Below are 20,458 nucleotides of genomic sequence, written 5' to 3' on the forward strand. Positions count from 1 at the left end.
CCCGGCCGCTACGGTGCTCCCATGCCCGCACTCGATCCCGGCCGCACCGCGCTCGTCCTCGTCGACCTCATGGAACGCATCGTCGCGCTGCCCCTCGCACCCCGCCCCGGCACCGACGTCCTCACGGCCGCCACCCGCCTCGCCGACACCTTCCGGGCGGCCGGCGCGCCCGTCGTCCACATCCGGGTCGAACGACCGAACGTCGAAGCCCAGCCGCCCGGCAGCGACCTCGTCGCCGGCCTCGTGCGGGAGGGCGAGCCCGTCGTCGTCAAGCGCACCATCGGCGGCTTCCAGGGCACCGGGCTCCACGAAATCCTCACCGGGTTCGGCGCCACCACCCTGGTCCTCGGCGGCATCGCCACCAACCTGGGTGTCGAGTCCACGGCCCGCGCCGCCGGAGACCTCGGCTACGACCTCGTCTTCGCCGAGGACGCCATGAGCGCGCTCACCGCCGACGAACACCGCGCCTCCGTCGACCTCGACTTCCCGCGCCTCGGAACGGTCGCCCCCGTCGCCGCGATCACCCTGGAAGCCCCGGCCACCCCGGACGGCCGCGCGTGACCCCGGTCCCGATACGTTACGGGGCCCGCCCCTGCTCCCTCGTCGTCTGCCGCGGCTGCTGCTGCGGCGACGCCCGCAAGAACCCCGGCACCGACCACGCCGGACAGCTCGCCCGCCTCCGGGAGGCCGCCGCGGCCTCCGGCGGCCGGCTCGCCGTCCGTACGAGCGACTGCCTCGGCCCCTGCGCCCAGGCCAACATCGTCGTCGTCCAGCCCTCCACCGAGGGCCGGCGGCGCGGCGGCCGGGCCGCCTGGATCGCCTTCACCCTCGACCAGGACTCCCTCGACGACATCCTCGCCTGGACGGCCGCCGGCGGCCCCGGCATCGCCCCGCCCCCGGCCACTCTCGCCCTCCAGATGATCGACCCGCCGAAGAACTGACCCCGTCCGCGGCCCCACGCCATGCCGTGGGGCCCGTGGGGCGCCCGGGTCCTTGTCACGGTCGGCCAAGGGCTACGGGGGAATCTTGGTGGTTTACGTCACCTGTTACCCATCAGTCGCTGGCAACACTGGGAAATCCTGCCGGACGATCGAACCACCGAGGGGGTCCCGGGATGACGGGCACTCGCATTGCCGCGCTCGGGCACTACCAGCCCGCCAAGGTGCTCACCAACCATGACCTCGCGGAGTTGGTCGACACCGACGACGCGTGGATCACCAGCCGGGTCGGTATCCGCACCCGGCACATCGGGGGGCCCGACGAACCCGTCGACGAGCTCGCCGCGCACGCGGCGGGCAAGGCCCTGGCCACCGCCGGGCTCACCCCCGACGACATCGACCTCGTCCTCGTCGCGACCTCGACGGCCATCGACCGCTCGCCGAACACGGCCGCCCGCGTCGCCGCCCGCCTCGGAATGACCTCGCCGGCCACCATGGACCTCAACGTGGTCTGCGCCGGGTTCACCCACGCCCTGGCCACCGCCGACCACGCCGTGCGGGCCGGTGGGTCCCGCCGCGCCCTGGTCATCGGCGCCGACAAGATGAGCGACGTGGCCGACTGGACCGACCGCACGACCTGCGTCCTCGTCGGCGACGGCGCGGGCGCCGCGATCGTCGAGGCCGTGGACGACGAGGCGCCGGGGGCCGTGCGCGGCATCGGCCCGGTCCTGTGGGGCTCGGTCCCGGAGATGGGCCACGCCGTCCGGATCGAGGGCACCCCGCCCCGCTTCGCCCAGGAGGGCCAGAGCGTCTACCGCTGGGCCACCCAGCAGCTGCCCGCCCTCGCCCGGCAGGCGTGCGAGCGGTCCGGCATCGGCCCCGAGGAACTCGCGGGCGTCGTCCTGCACCAGGCCAACCTGCGGATCATCGAGCCGCTCGCCGCGAAGATCGGCGCCGTCAACGCGATCGTCGCCCGCGATGTCGTGGACTCCGGCAACACCTCGGCCGCCTCCATCCCGCTGGCCCTCGCCAAGCTCGTCGAACGCGGCGAACTCGCCTCCGGAGCCCCGGTCCTCCTCTTCGGCTTCGGCGGCAACCTGTCGTACGCGGGCCAGGTCGTCCGGGTGCCGTAGAGACGGGCCCGCGCGGGCCGCGCGGGCCGCCGCCGTTCCCTGTCGCCGCCCCGTACTCCGTTCGGCGGAGCCCGGTGGCGGTGCGCCGGTGGCGGACCTAGCTTCGATCGCGGTGAGGGTCGTCGTATTCCGGGCACGGAATCGCTCCGTGACCGCCCCTCCCGTGATCTGGAGGACCGTCATGCGCGCGATACGTGCCGCTTCCGCCGCCCTGCTGAGCGCCGTCGTCGTCGTGGTCACGGTCGCACCGGCCGCCCTGGCGGGCGAGGACGACCGCGGCATCACGTCCTTCGGCTTCTCCGTCAGCCCCGAGACCGTCGCCCCCGGCGGCACCGTGACGCTGAAGTCCGACGGCTGCGAAGTGCCGTCGGTGACCGTCACCTCCGGGGTGTTCGACACCGTGACCCTCGACGAGGGCCGTTCGGGCAGCGCGACCGTCGACCTCGACGCCAAGGCCGGGGCCCAGTACGAGATCACCTTCGACTGCAAGGGCGAGCGCGGCACCGCCACCCTCACCGTCGCCCAGGGCGACACCGGAGGGAACACCACCGGACACGACGAGGGCATGCCGTCCGGAGCGAACAAGGGCGTGAAGGCCGGCTACGGCACCGCCGCCGCCTCCGACGCGGACACCGACGGCCTCGGCGTCACCGAGGTGGTCACGGGCGTGCTGCTCATCGTCGGGGCGCTCGGCGCCGCCATCGTCCTGACCCGCCGCCGCGACCTCGACGGCCGCGCCTGACGGCCGGGACCAGGGGGGCCTGAAACGGCCCCTCCGCCCCGGTGTGACGAGGTCCGGGACGGAGGGGCGCCACACAGGCGGACGCCCGTGAGCGGGCTCCGCCGCGTACGCGCCAAGGGCGCCCCGGCGGCGGGCAGGACGACGGCACGAAGCCAGTGCGGACCGTGTGCAGTCGGTGCGGACGGCATGAAGTCGGTGCGGACGGTGTGCAGTCGGCGCGGACGGCACGAAGTCGGCGCGGACGGTGTGCAGTCGGTGCGTTCACGGTGCGAGGAGGAGAGCGGGCGTGGGGCGGTCGGACGGTGCGGGGCGGCACGGCGCGTGGGGGCTCGTCGCCGTGGTCCTGCTCGTCGGCGTGCACCTCGTGCGCGGTGGTACGGACGAGCTCCGGGCCGACGGCCCCCCGCAGCCGCTCGCCGTCGCCGCACCCGACGCAGCCCGCGCCGAAGCCGCACTCGTCCCCTCCTCCGCACCCGATCCGCTGACCCCGTCGACCCCGCTCCGGGTCCGTGTCCCGGCCGTCCGGATCGACGCGCCGATCACCAAGGTCGGGCTCGACGCCGACGGCTGGATCGAGGCCCCTCCGCCCGAGGAGGACCGGCTCGCGGGCTGGTTCACCGGCGCGGTCACCCCCGGCGAGCGCGGCACCGCCGTCGTCGTCGGGCACGTAGACGTCCCCGGCGGCCGGGCCGTCTTCTACGACCTGGGCGCCCTCCGCAAGGGACACCGCGTGGAGATCGCCCGCCGCGACGGCCGGACCGCCGTCTTCGCCGTGTACGGGGTCGAGGTCGTCCCCAAGGAGGGCTTCCCCGCCGAGCGGGTCTACGCCGACGCGGGCGTGCCCGAGCTCCGCCTGATCACCTGCGGCGGCACGTTCACCGAGGAGAACGGCTACGCGGGCAACGTGGTGGTCTCGGCCCGCCTGGTCGGGGTCCGCTGACCCTTCTCCCGCCCCCGACCCCGTCTTTGTCCCCAATCGGGAAAAAGTCAGAGCGGATTCATGCGCAACTTCTTCCCACTCCGGTGAGCCGCTGCTACGTTCCCCTCGAAAGCACGAAGACGAGCGGGTACGAGAGGGAGGGGCGCGTGAGACGCATGACGGCACGACCTGCCAACCGACATCAGGCGCGACTCCTCAGGCTGTTGCGCGACGGAGGACCCAACTCCCGCGCCCAGCTGGGGGATCAGATCGATCTCTCCCGTTCCAAGCTCGCCGTCGAGGTCGACCGGCTCCTGGAGACCGGTCTCGTCGTCGCCGACGGCTTCGCCGCCTCCCGGGGCGGCCGTCGCTCGCACAACATCCGGCTCGCACCCGAACTCCGCTTCCTCGGCATCGACATCGGCGCCACCTCCATCGATGTCGCCGTCACCAACGCCGAGTTGGAGGTGCTCGGGCACCTCAACCACCCCATGGACGTCCGCGAGGGCCCCGTCGCCGTCTTCGAGCAGGCCCTGTCGATGGCGGCGAAGCTCCGCTCCACCGGGCTCGCGGAAGGCTTCGACGGCGCCGGCATCGGCGTCCCCGGACCCGTCCGCTTCCCCGAGGGCGTCCCCGTCGCACCGCCGATCATGCCCGGCTGGGACGGCTTCCCCGTACGGGAGGCGCTCAGCCAGGAACTCGGCTGCCCCGTCATGGTCGACAACGACGTGAACCTCATGGCCATGGGGGAGCAGCACGCCGGAGTCGCCCGCTCGGTCGGCGACTTCCTCTGCGTCAAGATCGGCACCGGTATCGGCTGCGGCATCGTCGTCGGCGGAGAGGTCTACCGCGGTACGACGGGCAGCGCGGGCGACATCGGGCACATCCAGGTCGAGCCCGACGGCCGCCCTTGCGCCTGCGGCAACAACGGCTGCCTGGAAGCCCACTTCAGCGGTGCCGCCCTGGCGCGTGACGCCGAGGAAGCGGCACGCGGCGGCGGGTCGGAGGAACTCGCCGCCCGGCTCGCGTCGGCCGGCCGGCTCACCGCCGTCGACGTCGCGGCGGCCGCCGCGGCCGGAGACGCCACCTCACTCGCCCTCATCCGTGAGGGCGGAAACCGGGTCGGGCAGGTCATCGCCGGACTCGTCAGCTTCTTCAACCCCGGTCTGGTGGTGATCGGAGGCGGTGTCACCGGCCTCGGTCACAACCTCCTCGCCAGCGTCCGCACCCAGGTCTACCGGCAGTCCTTGCCGCTGGCCACCGGCAACCTGCCCATCGTCCTCGGCGAACTGGGCCAGACAGCCGGCGTCACGGGCGCGGCCCGCCTCATCAGCGACCACCTCTTCTCCCCGGCGTAACAAGGTTCAAGGGCACCCGCCCCTCCCTCCCCGGGACATCGTCCAGGGGACCCGGGGGCGGAACGGACGGGCGCACACCCCACCGGCCCGCACCCCTCGCACGACCGCGCGCCCCGGCGCACCTGCACACACGGCACCACCCCGCACTCCACACGCCCCGGCGCCCGCCGTACACCCCGCGCCCCCAGGCGCGCCCACACCCGCCGTAGCACCCCGTAACCCCACGCGCCCCAACCCACGCGTCCCAGCCCACCCGCACCCCGCCGGACGGCCACCCGCACTCGCCGAGGGGATATCCGCCATGCCCGAACACCCCCCGTCCCTCCTCACCATGTCCGGAATCACCAAATCCTTCCCCGGCGTCCGCGCCCTCGACGGAGTGGACCTGGAGGTCGCGCCCGGCGAGGTCCACTGCCTCCTCGGCCAGAACGGCGCCGGCAAGTCCACCCTCATCAAGGTCCTCGCCGGCGCCCACCAGCCCGACGAGGGCCGGATCACCTGGAACGGCGCACCCGTACGGCTCCGCTCCCCGAGCGCCGCCGTCCGCCTCGGCATCGCCACCATCTACCAGGAACTCGACCTCGTCGAAGGCCTCTCCGTCGCCGAGAACGTCCACCTCGGCCACGAACCCACCACCGCCGGATTCGTCCGCACCCGGGAAGTACGGGAAACCACCACCACCCTCCTGAAACGCCTCGGGCACCCCGAGATCGACCCGGCCCGCCGCGTCGGCGAACTCTCCGCCGCCCAGCAGCAGATCGTCTCCATGGCCCGCGCCCTCTCCCACGAGGTCCGTCTCATCGTCATGGACGAGCCGTCCGCCGCCCTCGACCCCGACGAGGTCGCCAACCTCTTCCGGATCGTCGCCGACCTCACCGCCGACGGCGTCGCCGTCGTCTACATCTCCCACCGCCTGGAGGAGATCCGCCGCATCGGCGACCGCGTCACCGTTCTCAAGGACGGCCGCGCCGTCGCCCGCGGCCTGCCCGCGGCGACCACCCCGACCCGTGAGGTCGTCGCCCTCATGACCGGCCGGGACGTCCCCTACGTCTTCCCCGAACGCCCCGCCCACCCACCGACGGGCGAACCCGTCCTCCGGGTCCAGGGACTCGCCAGGAAAGGGGAGTTCGAGGCCCTCGACCTCGAACTCCGCCCCGGCGAGATCGTCGGCCTCGCCGGACTCGTCGGCTCCGGCCGCTCCGAGATCCTGGAGACCGTCTACGGAGCGCGGAAGCCCACCTCGGGCCGCGTGACCGTCGACGGACGGCCCCTGCGCCCCGGCAGCGTCCCCGCCGCCGTCGCCGCCGGACTCGGCCTCGCCCCCGAGGAACGCAAGGCGCAGGGCCTGCTCCTCCTCGAATCCGTCACCCGCAACGTCTCCGTCTCCTCCCTCGCCCGCTTCTCCAGGGCCGGCTGGATCGACCGCGCCACCGAACGCGAGACGGCCAGGACCGCCACCCGCACCCTGTCGCTGCGCCCCGATCTCCCGGACGCCCCGGTCCGCACCCTGTCCGGCGGCAACCAGCAGAAGGCCGTCCTCGCCCGCTGGCTCCTCCGGGGCTGCCGCGTCCTCCTCCTCGACGAACCCACCCGGGGCGTCGACGTCGGCGCCCGCGCCGAGCTGTACGCGGTCATCCGGGGGCTCGCCGACGACGGCCTCGCCGTCCTCCTCGTCTCCAGCGAGGTGCCCGAGGTCCTCGGCCTCGCCGACCGCGTCCTGGTCCTCCGGGAGGGCCGGGTCGTCCACCAGGCGCCCGCCCGTGACCTCGACGAACACCGCGTACTCGACCTCGTGATGGAAGGGAGCCCTGCGGCATGACGCTCACCACCCCGGCCAAGGCGCCGCCCCGGGAAGGCCGCTGGCGGACACTCGGCCTCAGGGCCGACGTCCGCAACCTGTCGCTGCTCGGTGTGCTCGCCGCACTGATCGTCGTCGGCGGCCTGACCCGGCCCGCCGAGTTCCTCGCCACCTCCAACCTCCAACTCGTCCTGACGCAGGCCTCCGTGATCGGCGTCGTCACCGTCGGCATGACCTTCGTCATCACCAGCGGCGGCATCGACCTCTCCGTCGGCGCGATCGTCGCCCTCGCCTCCGTATGGGCCACCACTCTCGCCACCCAGGAGTTCGGCTTCGCCGGCATCCTCTTCACGGCCGTCGCCGTCGGACTCGGCTGCGGCCTCGTGAACGGCGTCCTCGTCGCGTACGGCGGCATGGTCCCGTTCATCGCGACCCTCGCCATGCTGGCCTCGGCCCGCGGTCTCGCCCTCCAGATCACCGACGGCAAGACACAGATCGTCACCGTCGCGTCCGTCCTCGACCTCGGCCTCCCCGACGCCTACGTGCTCGGCATACCGCCGCTCGTCCTCGTCTTCGCGGCCGTCACCGTCGCCGGCTGGCTGCTCCTCAACCGGACCACCTTCGGCCGCCGCACCATCGCCGTCGGCGGCAACCCGGAGGCCGCCCGCCTCGCCGGCATCGACGTACGCCGCCAGCGGCTCTTCCTCTATCTGCTCTCCGGCCTGTGCTGCGGCATCGCCGCCTTCCTGCTCGTCGTGCTCGCCGGCTCCGGCCAGAACACCAACGGCAACCTGTACGAGCTCGACGCCATCGCCGCCGCCATCATCGGCGGCACCCTCCTCAGCGGTGGCCGGGGCACCATCGTCGGCTCGGTCCTCGGCGTCCTCGTCTTCACGACGATCACCAACATCTTCGCGCTCAACAACCTGCAGAGCGACGTCCAGCAGATCGCCAAGGGCGCCATCATCGTCGCCGCCGTCCTGCTCCAGCGCCGCACGGTCCGCGACGGAACCTGACCGGACACACGCCGAACCCACCCCCCCGGCACCACCGCCCCCCGGCTCCCCCCGTCACCACCGCCCCTGGTCACCCCCGTCACCACCGCCCCCTTCACCACCACCCGCTCGGAAGGGATCCACCGCCATGCCCGAAACCAGCCGCAGACACCTCCTCCTCGGCGGCGCGGCCGTCTCCGCCGGCGCCCTGCTCACGGCCTGTACGAGCAACGAGCCGAAGGACGCCAAGGACACAGCGCCCGTCGGGAGCGCCGCACCGGCCGCCGACGACAAGCCCGGCACCCCCGTCACCATCGGTTTCGCCGGCCCGCAGGCCGACCACGGCTGGCTCAACGCCATCAACGACAACGCCGAGCGGCGCGCGAAGAAGTACTCCGACGTCACCCTGGAGATCACCGAGGGCTCCAACGACACCGCCACCCAGATCGGCCAGGTCCAGACCCTCATCAACAAGAAGGTCGACGTCCTCGTCATCCTCCCCGCCGACGGCAAGGCCCTCACCCAGATCGGCCTCCAGGCCATGAAGGCCGGCATCCCCGTCATCAACCTCGACCGGATCTTCGCCTCCCCGCAGGCCTACCGCTGCTGGATCGGCGGCGACAACTACGGCATGGGCCTCAACGCCGGCAACTTCATCGGCGAACAGCTCAAGGACAAGCCGAACGCCACCGTCGTCGAACTCGCCGGCATGGACAGCCTCGAACTCACCAAGCAGCGCACCCAGGGCTTCGACGACGCCCTCAAGAACTACCCCAACATCCGCAAGGTCGCCCGCCAGGCCGCCGACTTCACCGTCGAGTCCGGGCAGGCCAAGATGGCCCAACTCCTGCAGGCACAGCCGAAGTTCGACGCCCTGTGGAACCACGACGACGACCAGGGGGTCGGCGCGCTGCGGGCCGTCGCCCAAGCCGGCCGCAAGGACTTCCTCATGGTCGGCGGCGCCGGCGCCAAGGCCGCCATGGACGCCATCAAGGCCGACACCGGAGTCCTCAAGGCCACCGTCCTCTACCCGCCCACCATGGCCGCCTCCGCGATCGACCTCGCCCGCGCCCTCGGCCAGAAGAAGGGCGTCGGCGGCATGTCCGAGCTGGAGATCCCCGCCTCGATCACCCTCTACTCGGCCGTCGTCACCAAGGAGAACGTCGACGAGTACCTGCCCACCGGCTTCAGCTGACCGGCCCGGCCCCGGGCGACCGGGACCCGGGCGGTCCGTACCCGGGCGGCCCCCGCCGGGCCGCCCGGCCGGACCGGTCCCCGGCGGCCCGACCGCCCCCGGGGAGCAGGAACTCGCCGCACCACGAAACGGAGGAACCGTATGGAACAGACGGAGAGCGAGGCCGCACCGCCGACGCTCGGCATCGGCATGGTCGGCTACGCGTTCATGGGAGCCGCCCACTCACAGGGCTGGCGCACCGCGGGCCGCGTCTTCGACCTGCCGCTGCGACCCGTCCTCGCCGCCGTCGCGGGCCGAGACGCCACCGCCGTCCGGGCCGCCGCCCGACGGCACGGCTGGGCCGCCGCCGAAACCGACTGGCGCGCCCTGATCGCCCGCGACGACGTCCAGCTCGTCGACGTCTGCACCCCCGGCGACAGCCATGCGGAGATCGCCGTCGCCGCCCTGGAGGCCGGCAAGCACGTGCTGTGCGAGAAGCCGCTCGCCAACTCGGTCGCCGAGGCCGAGATCATGGCAGCGGCCGCCGAAGCCGCCGCCGCCCGGGGCCAGATCGCCATGGTCGGCTTCAACTACCGCCGCGTGCCAGCCCTCTCGTACGCCCGGCAGCTCATCGCGGACGGCCGGCTCGGCACCCTGCGGCACGTCCGCGTCACCTACCTCCAGGACTGGCTGGTCGACCCCGCCTTCCCGCTCACCTGGCGCCTGGAACGCGAACACGCGGGATCCGGCGCGCTCGGAGACCTGGGGGCGCACGCCGTCGACCTCGCCCAGTACCTGGCGGGGGAGCCGCTCGTCGGCGTCTCGGCACTCACCGAGACCTTCGTACGGAAGCGGCCGCTGCTCGCGGGCGTCGCCGCGGGCGGCCTCGCCGGGGGAACGGGATCGGAGGCGTACGGGCAGGTCACCGTCGACGACGCGGCCCTGTTCACGGGGCGGCTCGCCTCCGGCGCGCTCGCCTCCTTCGAAGCCACCCGGATGGCCGCGGGCCGCAAGAACGCGCTGCGCCTCGAGATCAACGGAGAGCGCGGCTCGCTCGCCTTCGACCTGGAACGGCTCAACGAACTGTCCTTCCACGACCACACCGAACCGGCGGTCTCGGCCGGCTTCCGCCGCATCCTGGTGACCGAACCCGACCACCCGTACCTGGAGGGCTGGTGGCCACCCGGTCACGCGCTCGGCTACGAGCACACCTTCGCCCACCAGGCCCGCGACCTGGTCCACGCCGTCGCGAGCGGCATCGCCCCCGCGCCCTCGTTCGCCGACGGCCTCCAGGTCCAGCGGGTCCTGGCCGCGGTGGAGGAGAGCGCCCGGAGCAACGCGGTCTACACCCCGGTCGGCATCCCGGTCCACACTTCTGCCGGCGGGGCCGCCGCCACGGCCACGGGCACGACCGGGGGCCCGGCCACCGGCACGGCTCCCGGCGCGACCGGAGGCCCGGCCACCGGCACGGCTCCCGGCGCGACCGGAGGCCCGGCCACCGCCACGCCCGCCGACACATCCGCACCGAGCTAGGAGGCGCCCGACCGTGCCACGACCCTTCACGCTCTTCACCGGCCAGTGGGCCGACCTGCCCCTGGAGGAGGTCTGCCGGCTCGCCCGCGACTTCGGCTACGACGGCCTCGAACTCGCCTGCTGGGGCGATCACTTCGAGGTCGACAAGGCCCTCGCCGATCCGGCGTACGTCAAGGGCAGGCGCGAACTGCTCGACGCGTACGGCCTGAAGTGCTGGGCGATCTCCAACCACCTGGTGGGACAGGCCGTGTGCGACCATCCCATCGACGAGCGTCACCAGGCGATCGTGCCCGCCCGGATCTGGGGCGACGGCGACGCCGAAGGGGTGCGGCAGCGGGCCGCCCGCGAGCTCGCGGACACCGCGCGCGCCGCGGCCGCGCTCGGTGTGGACACCGTCATCGGCTTCACCGGCTCCTCCATCTGGCATCTGGTGGCGATGTTCCCGCCGGTTCCCGAGCGCATGGTCGAGCGCGGCTTCGAGGACTTCGCGGAACGGTGGAACCCGATCCTCGACGTCTTCGACGCCGAGGGCGTCCGCTTCGCCCACGAGGTCCACCCCAGCGAGATCGCCTACGACTACTGGACCACCCAGCGGGCCCTGGACGCCGTCGACCGGCGTCCCGCCTTCGGGCTCAACTTCGACCCCAGCCACTTCGTGTGGCAGGACCTCGACCCCGTCGGCTTCCTGTGGGACTTCCGCGACCGCATCTACCACGTGGACTGCAAGGAGGCCCGCAAGCGGCTCGACGGCCGGAGCGGCCGGCTCGGCTCCCATCTGCCCTGGGGCGACCCCCGCCGCGGCTGGGACTTCGTCTCTGCGGGACACGGCGACGTGCCCTGGGAGGACGTCTTCCGGATGCTCCGGTCCATCGGCTACGCCGGGCCCGTCTCCGTGGAGTGGGAGGACGCCGGCATGGACCGGCTGACCGGCGCCCCCGAGGCGCTGTCCTTCCTCAAGCGGTACGACTTCGATCCCCCGACCGCCTCCTTCGACGCGGCCTTCGGGAGCGCCGACTGAGGTGAGAGCGCAGGTCCGCGCCTGGCGGCGAGATGCCGCCGGGCCGGTCCGTGCTGCCCGCGAGAGTCTTTGTCCTCTCGCGGGGAAAAGTTCGACCGCACTGGTGCACAAGGGCTTTCCGTGGTGGACGAACCCGGCTACGGTCCCTGATGTGTACATGACGTAACTGTGTGACGTAACTGCGTGACGTGACCAGCGTGACGGCGCACGCCGGTCTCCGGACAACCCGCACAACCGGCCCGACTCCGGAGGACACCCGTGCACAGAAAACGACTCCGCCCCAGGAAGTCGCTCGCCCTACTCGCCATCGGACTGCTCACCCTCGGCACCCCCCAGGCCCTCGCCGCCGAACCCGAGGCCCCCACCCCCGCCGCCGCCTCGGCAGCCGAGGAATTCCAGCAGATCACCCTCGCCAAGGGAGGCGAGGAGGTCGGCGAACCCATGTCCCTCGCCGTACTCCCGGACCGCAGCGTCCTCCACACCTCCCGCAACGGCGAACTCCGCCGCACCGACGCCGCCGGCAACACCACCGTCATCGGCACCGTCCCCGTCTACTCCCACGACGAGGAAGGCCTCCAGGGCATCGGCCTCGACCCGGACTTCGCCCGCACCAAGGCCGTCTACCTCTACTACGCCCCACCCCTCGACACCCCGCCGGCGACGCACCCGAGAACGGCACCGCCGCCGACTTCGCGAAGTACGACGGCGTCAACCGCCTCTCCCGCTTCACCCTGAGAGCCGACGGCACCCTCGACAACGCCAGCGAGAAGAAGGTCATCGACATCCCCGCCACCCGCGGGATCTGCTGCCACGTCGGCGGCGACATCGACTTCGACGCCCAGGGCAACCTCTACCTCTCGACCGGCGACGACTCCAACCCCTTCGCCTCCGACGGATTCACCCCCATCGACGAACGCCCGGGCCGCAACCCCGCGTTCGACGCCCGCCGCACCTCGGGCAACACCAACGACCTCCGCGGCAAGATCCTCCGCATCAAGGTCGCCGACGACGGCACCTACACCGTCCCCGACGGCAACCTCTTCGCCCCCGGCACCGCCAAGACCCGGCCCGAGATCTACGCCATGGGCTTCCGCAACCCCTTCCGCTTCAGCGTCGACAAGGCCACCGGCGTCCTCTACGTCGGCGACTACGGCCCCGACGCCGGCGCCGCCGACCCCCAGCGAGGCCCCGCCGGACAGGTGGAGTTCGCCCGCATCGCCAAGCCGGGCAACTTCGGCTGGCCGTTCTGCACCGGCGACAACGACCCCTACGTCGACTACGACTTCGCCACCAAGACGCCCGGCGCCACCTACGACTGCGCCGCCCTCAAGAACGACTCCCCGTACAACACCGGACTCGTCGACCTCCCGCCCGCCCAACCCGCGTGGATCCCCTACAACGGCGGTTCCGTACCCGAGTTCGGCACCGGCTCCGAATCACCCATGGGCGGCCCCGTCTACCGCTACGACCCCGCCAGCACGTCCCCGGTGAAGTTCCCCGAGGCGTACGACGGCGACTTCTTCGCCGGCGAGTTCGGCCGCCGCTGGATCAAGCGCATCGACCAGGACGCCGACGGCACCGTCGCCGCCATCAACGACGTCCCCTGGACCGGCACCCAGATCATGGACATGGCCTTCGGCCCCGACGGAGCCCTCTACGTCCTCGACTACGGCACCGCCTGGTTCGGCGGCGACCACAACTCCGGCCTCTACCGCATCGAGAACGCCACCGGCGGACGCTCCCCGGTCGCCGAGGCCGGCGCGAACAAGACCTCCGGCACCGCCCCGCTGAAGGTCGCCTTCTCCTCCGCCGGCACCACCGACGGTGACGGCGACGCCCTCACGTACACCTGGGACTTCGGAGACGGCGGCACGTCCACCGCCGCCAACCCCACCCACACCTACCGCAAGAACGGCACCTACACGGCGACCGTGACCGCGAAGGACGCAAGCGGCCGCACCGGCTCCGCCTCCGTCCACCTCGTCGTCGGCAACACCGCACCCAAGGTCACCCTCGAACTCCCCGCAGAAGGCGCCCTCTTCTCCTTCGGCGACGACATCCCCTTCAAGGTCACCGTCACCGACCCCGAAGACGGCACCATCGACTGCGCCAAGGTCAAGGTCACCTACGTCCTCGGCCACGACAGCCACGGCCACCCCGTCACCACCGCCAACGGCTGCACCGGCACCATCAAGACCTCCGCGGACGGCGGCCACGACGACGACGCCAACATCTTCGCCGTCTTCGACGCCGAGTACACCGACGGCGGAGGCGGCTGCCAAGCCGCCCTCACCACCCACGACCAGGCCAAACTCCAGCCCCGCCACCGCCAGGCCGAACACTTCGACGCCCAGGACGGCGTCAACCTCTTCGACAAGACCCAGGCCAACGGCGGACGCACCGTCGGCGACATCAACGACGGCGACTGGATCTCCTTCAAGCCCTACAACGTGACCGGAGCCACCAAGCTCACCGCCCGCATCTCCTCCGGCGGCAACGGCGGCTTCCTCGAAATCCGCACCGGCTCACCCACCGGCCCCCTCCACGGCTCCGCACCCGTCCCCGTCACCGGAGGCTGGGAGACCTTCCAGGACATCGACGTACCCCTGCGGAACCTGCCCCGCAAGACCACCGAACTCTTCCTCGTCTTCAAGGGCGGCACCGGCGCCCTCTACGACCTCGACGACTTCACGTTCTCCAGCACCCCGGCCGACCGCAACGCCAGACGAGTCCTCGTCTTCTCCAAGACCGCCGGCTTCCGCCACGACTCCATCGGCACCGGCATCACCGCCCTCAGGGAACTCGGCGCCGACCACGACATCATCGTCGACAACACCGAAGAACCACGCCAGTTCACCACCAACAACCTCGCCCGCTACGACGCCGTCGTCTTCCTCTCCACCACCGGCGACGTCCTCGACGCGGACCAGCAGAAGGCCTTCGAGAACTACGTCTCCACCGGCGGCGGCTACATGGGCATCCACGCCGCGGCCGACACCGAATACGACTGGAGCTTCTACGGCGGACTCGTCGGCGCCTACTTCCAGTCCCACCCCCAGATCCAGCCCGCCACCGTCCGCGCCGAAGACCACACCCACCCCGCCACCGCCCACATCGACGGCCCCTGGCAGCGCACCGACGAGTGGTACAACTACCGCACCAACCCCCGCGACCAGGCACGCGTCCTCGCCACCCTCGACGAGACCACCTACCAGGGCGGCACCATGAAGGGCGACCACCCCATCGCCTGGTGCCAGACCTACGGAGGCGGCCGCTCCTTCTACACCGGCGGCGGCCACACCAAGGAGTCGTACGCCGAACCCGCCTTCCGCCAACACCTCCTGGGCGGCCTCCGCTACGCCACCGGCCAGGTCAAGGCCGACTGCAGGCCCCAGACCGGCTACCGCGACCTCTTCAACGGCGAGACCCGCGAAGGCTGGAAGCAGGCCGGACCCGGCGGCTTCGACATCACCGACCGCGCACTCCACTCCACCGGCGGCATGGGCATGCTCTGGTACCAGGCCAGGGAACTCCGGTCCTACTCGCTCACCCTCGACTGGAAACTCACCGGCGACTCCAACTCCGGCATCTTCGTCGGCTTCCCCGCCAGCGACGACCCCTGGTCCGCCGTGAACAACGGCTACGAGATCCAGATCGACGCCACCGACGCCGCCGACCGCACCACCGGAGCCGTCTACGGCTTCAAGTCCGCCAACCTCAAGGCCCGCGACCAGGCCCTCCGCCCGCCCGGCCAGTGGAACACCTACGAGATCCGCGTCCAGGGCGAACGCCTCCAGGTCTTCCTCAACGGCATCAAGATCAACGACTTCACCAACACCGACCCCGCCCGCAGCCTCACCAGCGGCCACATCGGCATCCAGAACCACGGAGCAACCGACAAGGCCGCCTTCCGCGACATCCGCCTCAAGGAACTCCCCTCCTGACGGAGCACCTCTCCTGACGAAGGTCCCCTTCTGACGGAGTTCCCCTTCTGACGGCTCCTGACGGCTCCTGGCGGAGCTCGCTCCCTGACGGAGCTCCTCCGACCGGCTCCCACACCCAGCTGACGGGAGCCCCCGGACGACGGTGGGCGGGGCGGCGCCGTACCCCCCGCCCACCGTCACGACCCACCCCACCCCACCCCACCACCCCTCTTTCCGCTGGACGAGCAGGGAGGCCGACGCCATGACCCACGCACCCCGCACCGGAATCTGGCTCATAGGCGCGAGAGGCTCCGTCGCCACCACCACCATGGTCGGCTGCGCCGCTCTCGTCGCAGGACTCCATCCACCCACCGGCATGGCCACCGAAACCCCCGAACTCGCCGACGCCGGCCTGCCCCCACTCGCCTCCCTCGTCTTCGGCGGACACGACACCACCGACTGCCCGCTCCCCAAGCGCGCCGAACAACTCACCACCGCCGGAGTCCTCCCGTACGGCCTCACCCGGACCGTCACCCGCGAACTCGAGGCCGCCGACCGCGAGATCCGCCCAGGCGGACCCGCCCCCGGCGACACCCGCACCGACGAACAGCTCATCACCGCCTTCACCCACGACCTGACGGACTTTCGCCGACGCATTGGCCTGGACCGCGTCGTGGTCGTCAATGTGGCATCCACGGAGCCGGCGTCGGGGGGCGCCGGGCTCCCACCCAGCACCCTGTACGCCGCCGCCGCACTGCGCGCCGGATGCCCGTACATCAACTTCACCCCGTCCACGGGCCTGCGTCACCCCGCACTCGCCGCCCCGCTCGCCGCGAGCCGGCTGCCGCACGCGGGCCGCGACGGCAAGACCGGCCAGACCCTGCTCCGCGCCGTCCTCGCCCCGATGTTCCGCCAGCGCGCCCTGACCGTGCGCGCCTGGTCCGGCAGCAACCTCCTCGGCGGCGGCGACGGAGCCGCCCTCGCCGACCCGGCGGCCGCGGCCGCCAAGAACGCCGGGAAGGAACGCGTCCTCACCGACACCCTCGGCCCCGGCATCGAAGGCCAGGTCCACATCGACGACGTCCCCGCGATGGGGGAGTGGAAGACCGCCTGGGACCACATCGCCTTCGACGGCTTCCTCGGCACCCGCATGATCCTCCAGACCCTCTGGCAGGGCTGCGACTCGGCCCTCGCGGCCCCCCTCGTCCTCGACCTGGCACGCCTCACGGCCCGCGCCCACGAGAAGGGCCTCGCGGGGCCCCTGGAGGACCTCGCCTTCTACTTCAAGGACCCGGAAGGCACCCCACCGGCCTCACTGGCGGACCAGTACGACCGCCTGCTGACCTTCGGCCGCACACTCGGCGACCACCCGGGCAGGGTGAACCCGCGTACGGGCGATGCGGGTGACGTGAGCGATGCGGGCGCGGCGGACGCGGGCACAGGGCACGCCGGTACGGACGACACGAGGCCGGGGACGGGGGCCGCCCGATGACCCGGCGGCGTACCGGCAGGGCGCAGGCCTGGGCGGAACTCCTCCGCGTATCGGCCCTGTTCTCGGTGCCCGGGGACGCCCTCGCGGGCGCGGCGGCGGCCGGGGTCCGCCCCGGCCGGGGCACGTTCTGCGCGATCGGCGCCTCGCTCTGCCTGTACGAGGCGGGGATGGCCCTCAACGACTGGGCCGACCGGGCCGAGGACGCGGCCGAACGCCCCCACCGCCCCCTGCCCTCCGGCCGCATCGCGCCGAGCGCCGCCCTCGCGGTCTCGGCGGCCCTGACGGCGGCGGGCCTGGCACTGGCCTCCCGCGCGGGCCGTCCCTCCCTCGCGGTCGCCACCGCCCTCGCCACCACGGTCTGGGCCTACGACCTCGGCCTGAAGCACACCCCGGCGGGTCCCGGCGCCATGGCCACGGCCCGGGCCCTCGACCTCCTTCTGGGCGCGACGGCCTCGACGGGCGGCGACGGCGGACCCCACCGCCGCGCTGCCCACGCCCTGCCGTCCGCGGCCCTGCTGGGGGCGCACACCTACGCCGTCACGGCCGTCTCCCGTCACGAGACGCAGGGCGGCTCCACCCGCACCCCGCTTGCCGCCCTCGCCGTCACCCTGGCGGTGGCAGGAGCGGCATCCGGTGAGGTATTCGGCGCGCGGCGCGACACGACCACCGCGCCCTCCCTCTCCGGGCCCCCCGCCCCCGCCCCCCACCCCCACCCCGTCCTCCCTGCCAGCCGGCCCCTCCCCTCCTCCGGGCTGCTCCCCTCCCGCCGGCTCCTCTCCTCCGGCCCTCTCCTCTCCGTTCGCCGGCCCCTCTCCTCCCGTGGTCTCGGCACCCTCCTCGCCCTGGCCTATGCCCGAACCCCGGCCACCCTCCTCCTCCACGCCGCGCTCAACCCGTCTGCGGCGCTCACCGAGCGGGCAGTCGGCGGGGGGATCCGGGCCACCATTCCGCTGCAGGCCGCGTTGGCCGCCCGGGCAGGGGCGCCGGGGACCGCGCTCGCCCTGCTCGGCCTGGTCCCGGCCGCGCGCGCCCTCGCCCGGAAGGTGAGCCCCACATGAGTACCGCCGGCACCGCCGGTCCCGCCCCTCGCCGGCCGGACCCGTCCCGTACCGGGTCCGCCGCCCGGCTGGCCGCCCCTGCCTCCTCCCGTTCCGCTCCGCGCTCCTCGGGCCGCCCGCGGCTGGGCTACGGCACCAACGGCCTCACCGATCTCCGCCTCGACGACGCCCTCGGGCTCCTCGCCGATCTCGGCTACGACGGCGTGGGGCTGACCCTCGACCACATGCACCTCGACCCCCTCGCCCCCGACCTGGCTGCCCGTACCGCCCAGGTCGCCCGGCGCCTCGGCGAGTTGGGGCTCGGAGTGACCGTCGAGACCGGCGCCCGCTACGTCCTCGACCCGCGCCGCAAACACGGCCCGTCCCTCCTCGACCCCGACCCCGAGGACCGCGCCGCCCGGGTCCGGCTCCTGCTGCGGGCCGTTCGGGTCGCCTCCGACCTCGGCGCGCACGCCGTGCACTGCTTCAGCGGCATCCTCCCGGCCGACACCCCACCGGACGAGGCCTGGAAACGGCTCACCTCCTCGCTCACCCCTGTCCTGGAGGCCGCGGAAGCCGCCCGCGTCCCCTTGGCCGTCGAACCCGAACCCGGCCACCTCCTCGCCACCCTCGACGACTTCCACCACCTGCGCGGACTCCTCGGCGACCCCGCGCCCGCCGTCCTCGGCCTCACCCTCGACATCGGCCACTGCCAGTGCCTCGAACCCCTCCCTCCCGCCGACTGCCTGCGCGCGGCCGCCCCCTGGGTCCACCACATCCAGATCGAGGACATGCGCCGCGGTGTGCACGAGCACCTGCCGTTCGGCGACGGCGAGATCGACTTCCCGCCGGTGCTCGCCGCCCTCGCCGAACTCACCGCCGCCGGCTACCCCGGTCTGACCGTCGTCGAGCTGCCCCGCCACTCCCACGCCGGCCCCGGACTCGCCTGCACCTCCCTCTCCTTCCTGCGCCGGGAGACCCCGACATGCTGACCGTCACCGCCGCCGCCCGCGCCTGGCTGGACTCCGCCCTCGCCGAGGCCGAGGCCCGAGCCCCCGGCTGGGAGGAGCGCTTCGTCGCCGCCGGCCGGCACTGTGGGCACGAGCACGCGGACGAGGCCCGCACCCTTCTTCTCCGGACTGCCGGCGCCGACCCCGACACCCTCACCCGGCTCTACCGGCACGGCGCCGCCGCCGAGCGCCGCGCCGTCCTCCTGGTCCTCCCCGCTCTCGTCACCGGTCCCGAGGCCGTGCCCCTCGTCGAGGACGCCCTCCGCACCCACGACACCACCCTCATCGCCGCCGCCGTCGGCCCCTACGCCGCCACCCACCTCACCCCCCACGCCTGGCGGCACGCCCTCCTCAAATGTCTCTTCACCGACGTCCCCGTCACCGCCGTCGCCGGACTCGCCGAGCGTGCCGCCGGTGACGGCGAACTCGCCCGGATGCTCGCCGACCACGCCGCCGAACGCACCGCCGCCGGCCGCGACGTCCCCGCCGATCTGACCCGCGTCCTCGCCCTCACCGCCCCCACCGAGGAGTCCTGATGCGCATCTTCGACCCGCACATCCACATGACCTCGCGCACCACGGACGACTACCGGGCGATGTACGACGCCGGGGTCCGCGCCCTCGTCGAACCGTCCTTCTGGCTCGGCCAGCCGCGCACCTCGCCCGCCTCCTTCCTCGACTACTTCGACTCCCTCCTCGGCTGGGAGCCCTTCCGAGCCGCCCAGCACGGCATCGCCCACCACTGCGCCCTCGCCCTCAACCCGAAGGAGGCCAACGACCCCCGCTGCGACCCCGTCCTCGACGACCTGCCCCGGTATCTCGCCAAGGACGGCGTCGTCGCCGTCGGCGAGATCGGCTACGACTCCCTGACACCCGCCGAGGACACCGCGCTCGCCGCCCAGCTCCAGCTCGCCGCCGACCACGGCCTGCCGGCGCTCGTCCACACCCCGCACCGCGACAAGCTCACCGGCCTGCGCCGCACCGTCGACGTCGTGCGTGAGTCCGCGCTCGCCCCCGACCGCGTCCTCCTCGACCACCTCAACGAGACGACCGTCAAGGAGGCCGCCGACAGCGGCGCCTGGCTCGGCTTCTCCGTCTATCCCGACACCAAGATGGACGAGGACCGGACGGTCGCGATCCTCAAGGAGTACGGCACCGACCGCGTTCTGGTGAACTCGGCCGCCGACTGGGGCCGCAGCGACCCCCTCAAGACCCGCGCCGTCGCCCGGGCCATGCTCGACGCCGGCTTCACGGACGACGACGTGGACCAGGTCCTCTGGCGCAACCCCGTCGCCTTCTACGGGCTCAGCGGACGCCTCCACCTCGACCTCCCCACCCCGCCGGACCTGCACGAGGGCAACTCCGTGCTCCGCGGCGGGGAATGAGGCG

At 72.8% G+C, this 20,458-nt stretch carries 16 protein-coding genes and 1 pseudogene; all 17 read left to right on the plus strand.

Annotated features, from left to right (window positions below):
* Positions 1 to 21 precede the first annotated feature (21 nt).
* Positions 22 to 561 carry an isochorismatase family protein gene (locus tag ACZ4XX_RS07405; RefSeq protein ID WP_468506977.1) on the plus strand — a complete coding sequence of 180 codons (540 nt, stop codon included), beginning with the start codon at positions 22 to 24 and terminating at the stop codon, positions 559 to 561.
* The gene (locus ACZ4XX_RS07410; protein WP_468506978.1) at positions 558 to 941 is read left to right on the plus strand and encodes a (2Fe-2S) ferredoxin domain-containing protein; all 384 of its coding nucleotides are present in this window, start codon (positions 558 to 560) and stop codon (positions 939 to 941) included. Before ACZ4XX_RS07405 ends, ACZ4XX_RS07410 begins: the two co-directional genes overlap by 4 nt.
* 173 nt (positions 942 to 1,114) lie before the next feature.
* Complete coding sequence (locus tag ACZ4XX_RS07415; RefSeq protein ID WP_229313489.1) at positions 1,115 to 2,071, plus strand: beta-ketoacyl-ACP synthase III; 957 nt, start codon at positions 1,115 to 1,117, stop codon at positions 2,069 to 2,071.
* Between the two features lie 181 nt (positions 2,072 to 2,252).
* Positions 2,253 to 2,813 (plus strand): cupredoxin domain-containing protein, encoded by a 561-nt coding sequence (locus tag ACZ4XX_RS07420; protein WP_468506979.1) that lies wholly within the window; start codon positions 2,253 to 2,255, stop codon positions 2,811 to 2,813.
* Positions 2,814 to 3,099: 286 nt separating this feature from the next.
* Entirely contained in the window at positions 3,100 to 3,753 is a 654-nt protein-coding gene (locus ACZ4XX_RS07425; RefSeq protein WP_468506980.1) for a class F sortase, read from the plus strand.
* 155 nt (positions 3,754 to 3,908) lie between these two features.
* Entirely contained in the window at positions 3,909 to 5,090 is a 1,182-nt protein-coding gene (locus ACZ4XX_RS07430) for an ROK family transcriptional regulator (protein ID WP_468507133.1), read from the plus strand.
* Positions 5,091 to 5,391: 301 nt separating this feature from the next.
* Positions 5,392 to 6,909: a sugar ABC transporter ATP-binding protein gene (locus tag ACZ4XX_RS07435; RefSeq protein ID WP_468506981.1), complete on the plus strand. Its 1,518-nt coding sequence runs from the start codon at positions 5,392 to 5,394 to the stop codon at positions 6,907 to 6,909.
* Positions 6,906 to 7,904, plus strand: coding sequence for an ABC transporter permease (locus ACZ4XX_RS07440; RefSeq protein ID WP_468506982.1), 999 nt, complete (start codon positions 6,906 to 6,908; stop codon positions 7,902 to 7,904). The genes ACZ4XX_RS07435 and ACZ4XX_RS07440 overlap by 4 nt, the downstream gene beginning before the upstream one ends.
* Positions 7,905 to 8,031: 127 nt before the next feature.
* Positions 8,032 to 9,078: a substrate-binding domain-containing protein gene (locus tag ACZ4XX_RS07445; protein WP_468506983.1), complete on the plus strand. Its 1,047-nt coding sequence runs from the start codon at positions 8,032 to 8,034 to the stop codon at positions 9,076 to 9,078.
* A gap of 141 nt (positions 9,079 to 9,219) precedes the next feature.
* On the plus strand, positions 9,220 to 10,590 hold the full coding sequence (locus ACZ4XX_RS07450; protein WP_468506984.1) for a Gfo/Idh/MocA family protein: 1,371 nt from the start codon (positions 9,220 to 9,222) through the stop codon (positions 10,588 to 10,590).
* A 13-nt stretch (positions 10,591 to 10,603) separates the two neighbouring features.
* Complete coding sequence (locus ACZ4XX_RS07455; protein WP_468506985.1) at positions 10,604 to 11,608, plus strand: sugar phosphate isomerase/epimerase family protein; 1,005 nt, start codon at positions 10,604 to 10,606, stop codon at positions 11,606 to 11,608.
* 258 nt (positions 11,609 to 11,866) lie between these two features.
* Positions 11,867 to 15,552, plus strand: a pseudogene (locus tag ACZ4XX_RS07460) (ThuA domain-containing protein).
* A gap of 241 nt (positions 15,553 to 15,793) precedes the next feature.
* Positions 15,794 to 17,023 carry an inositol-3-phosphate synthase gene (locus ACZ4XX_RS07465; RefSeq protein WP_468506986.1) on the plus strand — a complete coding sequence of 410 codons (1,230 nt, stop codon included), beginning with the start codon at positions 15,794 to 15,796 and terminating at the stop codon, positions 17,021 to 17,023.
* Complete coding sequence (locus tag ACZ4XX_RS07470) at positions 17,020 to 18,081, plus strand: SCO3242 family prenyltransferase (RefSeq protein ID WP_468506987.1); 1,062 nt, start codon at positions 17,020 to 17,022, stop codon at positions 18,079 to 18,081. The genes ACZ4XX_RS07465 and ACZ4XX_RS07470 overlap by 4 nt, the downstream gene beginning before the upstream one ends.
* Positions 18,078 to 19,052 carry a sugar phosphate isomerase/epimerase family protein gene (locus ACZ4XX_RS07475; RefSeq protein WP_468506988.1) on the plus strand — a complete coding sequence of 325 codons (975 nt, stop codon included), beginning with the start codon at positions 18,078 to 18,080 and terminating at the stop codon, positions 19,050 to 19,052. Before ACZ4XX_RS07470 ends, ACZ4XX_RS07475 begins: the two co-directional genes overlap by 4 nt.
* Positions 19,046 to 19,606 (plus strand): EboA domain-containing protein, encoded by a 561-nt coding sequence (locus ACZ4XX_RS07480; protein WP_468506989.1) that lies wholly within the window; start codon positions 19,046 to 19,048, stop codon positions 19,604 to 19,606. Before ACZ4XX_RS07475 ends, ACZ4XX_RS07480 begins: the two co-directional genes overlap by 7 nt.
* Entirely contained in the window at positions 19,606 to 20,454 is an 849-nt protein-coding gene (locus ACZ4XX_RS07485) for a TatD family hydrolase (protein WP_468506990.1), read from the plus strand. The genes ACZ4XX_RS07480 and ACZ4XX_RS07485 overlap by 1 nt, the downstream gene beginning before the upstream one ends.
* Positions 20,455 to 20,458: the final 4 nt, after the last annotated feature.

This window comes from Streptomyces sp. NPDC029956 (assembly GCF_055574655.1).

Excerpts from the sequence above, each read along its gene's own strand:
- ACZ4XX_RS07405 (WP_468506977.1), top strand. The coding sequence starts at position 22 with ATGCCCGCACTCGATCCCGGCCGCACCGCGCTCGTCCTCGTCGACCTC.
- ACZ4XX_RS07415 (WP_229313489.1), top strand. The coding sequence starts at position 1,115 with ATGACGGGCACTCGCATTGCCGCGCTCGGGCACTACCAGCCCGCCAAG.
- ACZ4XX_RS07420 (WP_468506979.1), top strand. The coding sequence starts at position 2,253 with ATGCGCGCGATACGTGCCGCTTCCGCCGCCCTGCTGAGCGCCGTCGTC.
- ACZ4XX_RS07430 (WP_468507133.1), top strand. The coding sequence starts at position 3,909 with ATGACGGCACGACCTGCCAACCGACATCAGGCGCGACTCCTCAGGCTG.
- ACZ4XX_RS07435 (WP_468506981.1), top strand. The coding sequence starts at position 5,392 with ATGCCCGAACACCCCCCGTCCCTCCTCACCATGTCCGGAATCACCAAA.
- ACZ4XX_RS07440 (WP_468506982.1), top strand. The coding sequence starts at position 6,906 with ATGACGCTCACCACCCCGGCCAAGGCGCCGCCCCGGGAAGGCCGCTGG.
- ACZ4XX_RS07445 (WP_468506983.1), top strand. The coding sequence starts at position 8,032 with ATGCCCGAAACCAGCCGCAGACACCTCCTCCTCGGCGGCGCGGCCGTC.
- ACZ4XX_RS07450 (WP_468506984.1), top strand. The coding sequence starts at position 9,220 with ATGGAACAGACGGAGAGCGAGGCCGCACCGCCGACGCTCGGCATCGGC.
- ACZ4XX_RS07465 (WP_468506986.1), top strand. The coding sequence starts at position 15,794 with ATGACCCACGCACCCCGCACCGGAATCTGGCTCATAGGCGCGAGAGGC.
- ACZ4XX_RS07470 (WP_468506987.1), top strand. The coding sequence starts at position 17,020 with ATGACCCGGCGGCGTACCGGCAGGGCGCAGGCCTGGGCGGAACTCCTC.
- ACZ4XX_RS07475 (WP_468506988.1), top strand. The coding sequence starts at position 18,078 with ATGAGTACCGCCGGCACCGCCGGTCCCGCCCCTCGCCGGCCGGACCCG.
- ACZ4XX_RS07480 (WP_468506989.1), top strand. The coding sequence starts at position 19,046 with ATGCTGACCGTCACCGCCGCCGCCCGCGCCTGGCTGGACTCCGCCCTC.
- ACZ4XX_RS07485 (WP_468506990.1), top strand. The coding sequence starts at position 19,606 with ATGCGCATCTTCGACCCGCACATCCACATGACCTCGCGCACCACGGAC.